A 6,599-nucleotide genomic window follows, 5' to 3' on the forward strand; every position below is an offset into this window, starting at 1 on the left:
CGCTGTAGCTGGTATAACCATACTCCAACGTCAACATGTCGAATGGGCGCGAGTCAAATGGACCTTTTGCGAATACTCGAAGCCCGTAATACAAGTCAAACAGGTTGCGATCTTCTGGCGCAGACATCCAGGTAAAGCCGGCATAAAGACCGCGTGATGCGATGGCGCTGTTGAACTGGTAGAACTGGTAGTCGCCCAGTACATAACCTGCGTAGTTGTCATCACTGCGTTCACTACTCAAGAACTTGGTATAGTCCGACGTGTTATAAATATAACCGGTACGCAACCATGCGTATGGGGTGCCTGGGGTCGCAGCGCGCTTATAACCAAGTTCGTCTATGTACAGCTCGCCGCCATGCTTTACGCTCAGGTCAAGTTCGCCTAAATGGCGGTCGATCTCCGCCCCCATACCGTCGGGACTGATACTGCGTTGAACACCGAACTTATTGTAAAAGTTGCCGAGATTCAAGGTCACGTTGGCTGCAGGGCTAGAAACGGGCGCGTGGCTCAATCCGACCTGATAGGGTATAAGCGCCTGCAGACCTTGGGTACCACCCGCTAGCGTGCCGCCAGTGAACGGGCCGACAAACTCCAAGTCGTTGGGCAGCACACCGATTTTGAATTCGACGGTTTTATCCCACAGGCTCTGATAATAAGCGATACGCGTGTAGCTGAACTTCGATGACGGATTCACTTCATCCCAGCTGGAGTAGTAACTTCCAACCCCAAAGATGAATTGGCCATTTTCCAGGCCAACGTGCCCCAGATCGTACGTAACCCCTGCCACCAAATTCGACGAGTAAGTGGGACGCTCCCCGCTATAGGCCTGCGGATTGTGCCGGTCGTGATCAAGGTAATTGTTAGTGAAATTGGACATGTCCAATATATTGAAACCGATCCCGTGGTCAGCAAGATCATTACGCAGGCCATCCGCGTTACCGAGGATACTTTCGGACGGCGGTGGCAACTCGGTCAGTTGGCCGTGCTCAACCAATGCATCAATCTTCGCGAACTGCTTTTTACGTTCGATAATTTGACCAAGTAATTGACTGTCCGGCAGTGCTTTTTTCATAACCGTCGGATCAATCAGCGGAAACGGCTGATTCAGCTCCGGGGCAACCTGCCCAACTAACACTTCGTGGGTTGGCGTTGTTTCCGCACGAGCATTCAAAGAATGAGCTGCCCATAAAGCCAAGGATGCCGCGAGCGTAATGCGTACAAGTTCAGGTGCACGCGTACGGATTCGGTTCGTCCCTATTGAGTTGGGCCGCATACTATTTCCTTTTATTATTGTTGTCAGTGTTCATCTGCGTTTACAGACGGCCAAACGCAGGCGCGAGCCATGGCCGCATTGCTGTTCACGGAATTGCGTATTCAGAAGATAGTTTTTTTGAACCGCACTATGTCACGTTGGTAGCGATAGAAATCAGCGGCTGTTTCGGTGACTTGGCGGACATGCACAACAAGCCAAACGCAAGAACCGGGAGTATCGGAAACAGCATCAAACCCATTCTGTACGAGCCGCTTTTATCGAAAGCCATACCCAGCGCGATGGGTCCGATGATGGCGCCCAGCAGAGTGACCGCAAAGGCGCTGCCAAAGATCCGAGCGTAAGCCAATCGGCCAAATCGACGAGCAATGAGATAACCCAAAATATCGATTTCGGCGCCCTGTGTTGCACCTATTAGAAAGCTGGCGGGCAACGCCCAATTCAGCCCTTCCAATAGCATCAGGAAACCGACCAACTGGCACGAGAGAAAGATACCGGCCACGGTGCGGGTGTGAAGATGATCCAGCAAGGCACCACCAAAAAGTCGCCCGGACAATGACCCGGCAGATCCAGCAGCAACGATGCCGGCAATCTGAGTGGCGGATGCACCCCAATCCGACAGCATCGCGGGTAGATGAAAACTGGAACCCACAGCGCCAAAAAGCACCAGAACAAAGGCCAGCGAATACAGCCAGAAATCGCGCGTTGCCATGGCGCGTCCCAGGGTTAAACCGACCTGGCTGAGTTGGCCTTGTTCATCGCGGCGTTCAGCCTCGGGAATCGCCCCCTTATTGTCACGAACAAACACCGCGAGATTAACCAGGCCAATGACCAGGGCAATCGCCCCAGCCACCACAAACGCTTCCCGCCAGCCGTGCAGTTCGATGTTTTGCGAAATAAGGTACGAGAACCCGCCGGTGCCGACCGCGAGGCCCGACGAGGTAATGGCAAAGGCAAGACCCAGGTGTTTGTCGAACCAGCGTTGGGTCAAAAACAAGAAGGCCGGATAACTCGCCAAATTGCCTAACGCAACACTCAGCGCCGTGATCGCAACAAAGGCGCCGAAGGAGTGCGTGAGCGACAAGCACATGTAGCTGCCACATCCCAACACCGTACCCACCAGTGCGACCCGAGTCGCCCCAAAGCGGTCGACGAGGTAACCGGCCAGCGGCATCACCAGGGCGTTACATACGGCAGCGGCCGAAATAATGATGGAAAATTCGGTACGCGACCACCCGAACTCCCCTGCCACCGACTTCATAAACAGACCCAAAGGAATCAACAGAATGGCGGGCGGCGCTATGCTCATCCCGAGAAAGCATCCAACCAGTACTGACCAACGTTTCATGTCTTGTTTCCTTATTATTGTAATGGCACACGAACTGGCAATTGGAGCCTGCAGACCGCTTGACGCACCTTGAGAAAACGGTGCGTCGGAGTGAGCCCCTCCCCGTTTAGCCGGTATGTCCTCCGACACCAGGAGCGCCGCGTTTCACGGTGGTGATACTGACCTCATCAAAGGCACTCTCGCGTCAGCACGCCGGTTCTCGCAGGCGGCAGTGGCTGGGACAGCACGAACAGTTTTGGCTATCGCTCATGGTGAGATTCTCTTGTCGTTTGAATCAGGAACCCGATTTGGCTTTTTACGAGCCTACTTCTACCCGCCAATTATATCAACACCAGTTGAGATAATTGGCGATGGAATGATCACAACAGGGCAAAAATAGCGACCACAAGTGGTGTGCGGCGTGGTCACCAGCATTTGAGTGATAGGCTCGCGCGCGGCTGATCGAGAGAAGTTGCTTCAATTCCAGCAAGCTCTGGGCTCATCAACGTGTGGGAAACAATGCTCGGAAACGCAGCCAGTAGCGCGAGCGCGCTCTTATACGGCCTCTGCGATAGGCCGTAATCGGTCGAGGCTGTGTGAAAACACATTCTATTTTGAGGTTCGCATTGACAAGTTGGCATCGAAACAACTCGCCTTTCAGCATTCATGGCGCAATACAGTTCCACGTGCGTCCTAAACGCATTCAAAAGTATTTAGGTCATACATCACGACCCCGTACCTCCCAGCATCAACCATCACGCAACGGCCCGATGGCGCCGAATCATCTCATCTCGATTTTTTACAACGAGCCCCTTACATGACTATTCAATGCCCAAGCTGCAACTCAGCGTCAGTCATCACAAAAGACATCGCAAGGAAACTTGGTGCCCTCATTGGCACCGTCGGTGGCGCCGCCCAAGGAGTCACCGGGGCACTGGCCGGCGCAGAAGTAGTGCGGTAATAGGACTTGTAGCTGGCCCTGCAGGAATTGCCGCCGGCGGTCTTGCAGGAGCAATACTTGGCGGATTGGCAGGTGCAGCCACAGGCTGCATTGCTGGCGCGAAGCTGGGTGAGATCATCGATGAACGCGTTTTGGACAATTACCATTGTCTCGCTTGCGGACTCATGTTCAGCTTGCGTCATTGCGTCTGATCAACGCATGGTCCTGCCGACCTCAAACGCGAAATACCGCTTCTTCCCGCTTTACCTCTAGCACGCCCCTCGCTCGCCCATCAAACCAAGCACACCGGCTCATCCCTGCTGATCTCTCAGCGGCTTCGCCGTGCGCGTAAGAAAAGGAAAATATCCATGGCACATCTCATCGAACAAATGGCCTACGTTGGCAGCGCACCTTGGCATGGCCTCGGCAACCATTTCTCCCCTCAGCAGCCATTGGATGTCTGGCAAAAAGAAGCAGGCATGAATTGGGAAATTCAAGAGTCTGAAGTGTGGTTCATGGCTAATGCCATAGGTAACCTGGGCACCATCCATTCATATCCGGACCAGAAGGTCCTTTACCGCTCAGATACCAAAGAAGCTCTGTCAGTCGTATCGAAACGCTACCAGGTCGTACAGCCTCATGATGTTTTGGAGCTCTACTGTGACCTTACGGAGGCCTCAGGCTACGAACTGGAAACCGCCGGCGTCCTTACTCGGGCCGCGCAGTTCGCCAGATCGTGCGGATGTAACCACTGCCATTTACTAAAGCCCCTGGGCAACCGGGAGCTTTGTTGAATTCAAGTGGAGGGATGGAAGATGGAGAGCCCGTTTTCATGGGCAGTCGATGGCTACGGCAAGCAGTTCGTGTGCTGGCGAGATTCGAACATAAGCAGATACGTGCTGTTCTCGCCGCTATCGAACATTTACTTGGGTGAATGCATCGAACTGCTCGAACAGCAGTATTTCCCAGCAGAACAACTGCTGCCGAAACCGGGGCAGCAAGAGCTGTTCGCAGCCTAACCCACACCTTTCTCATGCAGCTAGGTAGCTGGCTGTAAAGCCACCGCATAACCGCCCTATGGGCAAGAGTACCTATATGCGAACAGTTGAAGAAGTTGAAAAGGAAGTTGGCTGGACGGAAGAAGAGGCTTCGCACTGCGGTTGTTACATGGCTCCAGAGCCTTGCCATCGATGCTGGTCGTTGGGTTGGGCGCTTGGTGGGCCGGATGTCATACCTAGCCCTACCCGCTTTCATGGGAAGAGCAATCGATACTGTTCGCCGAGCTGCCGGCACACCTGCAGACGATGGCAATGTTCAAGGTGAACACTGGATGCCGCGAGCAAGAGGTTTGTAAGCTTCAGTGGGATTGGGAGATAGCCGTGCCGGAGTTAGAAACGAGCGTTTTTCTGATTCCGGCAGGATTTGGCGGGCGAAGCGCAAAGGCCGGTGTAAAAAACCGGGATGAGCGCCTGGTGGTGATGAATAGCGTTGCGAAGTCGGTGCTGGAAGGTCAGCGCGGCAAGCACCCGCTGTTCGTGTTCCCGTTTGGGAAGCCTGATGTCGACGGGAACGAGACGACCGTGCACCGCATGAACGACTCAGCTTGGAAGAAGGCGCGAATCAGGGCGGCTAAGAAATGGCAGGAAAAGTACTTGAGGCCAGCACACGACGGATTTTTGCGAATCCGTATTCATGACCTCAAGCATTCTTTCGGCAGAAGGCTGCGCGCCGCCGGAGTGACCGAGGAAGACCGGAAAGCTTTGCTCGGACACAAGAACGGTAGCATCACCAGTCACTACTCGGCGGCAGAACTGGATCAACTGATTGCGGCTGCAAATAAGGTATCAGTAACCGACTCGCGCGCACCAGCGCTGACGATCCTGAAGAGGAAGCAGGTATGAAGAAAAACCCTAGGGTCACTCGGAATGTCACTAGGGCAAAAACAACAAAGCCACCAAAAGGCGGCTAAGTCATTGAAAAATATGGTCGGGACGGAGTGATTCGAACACTCGACCCCTAGCACCCCATGCTAGTGCGCTACCGGACTGCGCTACGCCCCGACTAGGCGTGAATCTATTTTCGCATCTGCGAAACACGATCAGGAATATAGCCTAAGCGTTTGAATTAATAAAGTATGTTCCGACAAACTTACTTGCGCAGGACACCCAATACATCCTCCAGTTCTGAAATCATCTGGCGGATCATTTGTTTGTACTGGGTCGTGTCGTCCTTGGCTTCATCGCTGGACATGCGCAAGCGTGCGCCGCCAATGGTGAAACCCTGGTCGTAGAGCAAGGCGCGGATCTGCCGGATCATAAGCACGTCTTGTCGCTGATAATACCGGCGGTTTCCGCGTCGTTTGACCGGATTGAGTTGAGGAAACTCCTGCTCCCAATAACGCAAAACGTGCGGTTTTACCGCGCAGAGCTCGCTGACTTCACCAATGGTGAAGTAGCGTTTGCCTGGAATGGGCGGTAGCTCGTCGTTATGACTTGGTTCCAGCATAAGCCTCAACTCGGGCCTTCAACTTCTGCCCTGGACGAAAGGTGACCACACGGCGAGCCGTAATCGGGATTTCTTCTCCCGTCTTCGGATTTCTACCAGGCCGCTGGCGTTTATCGCGCAGATCAAAATTGCCGAAACCGGACAATTTGACCTGCTCGTTATCTTCCAAAGCGTGCCTGATTTCCTCAAAGAAAAGCTCAACCAGTTCCTTGGCTTCCCGTTTGTTCAGGCCCAGCTCTTCATACAGACGTTCGGCCATCTCAGCTTTAGTCAGAGCCCCCATACGCTACTTCCTTAACGTGGCGTTTAACCTTTCCTCGAGAGAGGTGAGGATTTTATGCGTCGCCGCATTCACCTCATCGTCATTAAGAGTGCGCGATGGATGCTGCCAGGTCAAGCCGACTGCAAGGCTTTTTCTATGTGGATCAACACCTTTACCCTGATATACGTCAAATAGCCTGAGGTCCGTCAGCCATTCCCCTGCATTTTCACGGATTACGTCCAGCACAGCGCTTGCTGCGACGTCTTTTTCGGCGATCAGCGCAAGGTCACGACGC

5 protein-coding genes, 1 tRNA gene and 4 pseudogenes are annotated in these 6,599 nt (G+C 53.7%); 4 read left to right on the forward strand and 6 right to left on the reverse strand.

Annotated elements, in window-relative coordinates; all coding sequences use genetic code 11:
• Together M0974_RS21320 and M0974_RS21325 are read right to left on the reverse strand one after the other, a co-directional pair.
• Positions 1 to 1,171, reverse strand: a 1,171-nt coding sequence (locus M0974_RS21320) for a carbohydrate porin (protein WP_297841339.1), incomplete at its 3' end; no start/stop codon positions are given.
• Positions 1,172 to 1,400: 229 nt separating this feature from the next.
• Complete coding sequence (locus tag M0974_RS21325; protein ID WP_297841342.1) at positions 1,401 to 2,618, reverse strand: MFS transporter; 1,218 nt, start codon at positions 2,616 to 2,618, stop codon at positions 1,401 to 1,403.
• A gap of 796 nt (positions 2,619 to 3,414) precedes the next feature.
• On the opposite strand from M0974_RS21325, the pseudogene M0974_RS21330 reads away from it, so the two are divergent.
• The 4 genes and pseudogenes from M0974_RS21330 to M0974_RS21345 form a co-directional block, all read left to right on the forward strand.
• A pseudogene (locus tag M0974_RS21330) lies at positions 3,415 to 3,749 on the forward strand (hypothetical protein).
• 156 nt (positions 3,750 to 3,905) lie between these two features.
• Positions 3,906 to 4,247, forward strand: a pseudogene (locus M0974_RS21335) (DUF932 domain-containing protein); the annotation flags it as partial.
• Positions 4,248 to 4,352: 105 nt separating this feature from the next.
• Positions 4,353 to 4,556, forward strand: coding sequence for a hypothetical protein (locus M0974_RS21340; RefSeq protein WP_297841345.1), 204 nt, complete (start codon positions 4,353 to 4,355; stop codon positions 4,554 to 4,556).
• A gap of 219 nt (positions 4,557 to 4,775) precedes the next feature.
• A pseudogene (locus M0974_RS21345) lies at positions 4,776 to 5,438 on the forward strand (tyrosine-type recombinase/integrase); the annotation flags it as partial.
• 82 nt (positions 5,439 to 5,520) lie between these two features.
• On the opposite strand, the gene M0974_RS21350 reads toward M0974_RS21345, so the two are convergent.
• The 4 genes and pseudogenes from M0974_RS21350 to M0974_RS21365 all read right to left on the reverse strand — a co-directional run.
• Positions 5,521 to 5,597 (reverse strand) — tRNA-Pro (locus M0974_RS21350).
• A gap of 88 nt (positions 5,598 to 5,685) precedes the next feature.
• Positions 5,686 to 6,042 carry a MerR family transcriptional regulator gene (locus M0974_RS21355; protein ID WP_297841348.1) on the reverse strand — a complete coding sequence of 119 codons (357 nt, stop codon included), beginning with the start codon at positions 6,040 to 6,042 and terminating at the stop codon, positions 5,686 to 5,688.
• Positions 6,023 to 6,325, reverse strand: a complete 303-nt coding sequence (ihfA, locus tag M0974_RS21360; protein ID WP_002553164.1) for an integration host factor subunit alpha — start codon at positions 6,323 to 6,325, stop codon at positions 6,023 to 6,025. Before ihfA ends, M0974_RS21355 begins: the two co-directional genes overlap by 20 nt.
• A 3-nt stretch (positions 6,326 to 6,328) precedes the next feature.
• Positions 6,329 to 6,599 (reverse strand): annotated as a pseudogene (locus tag M0974_RS21365) (phenylalanine--tRNA ligase subunit beta); the annotation flags it as partial.

This window comes from Pseudomonas sp., assembly GCF_026224925.1.
Lineage (GTDB): Bacteria > Pseudomonadota > Gammaproteobacteria > Pseudomonadales > Pseudomonadaceae > Aquipseudomonas.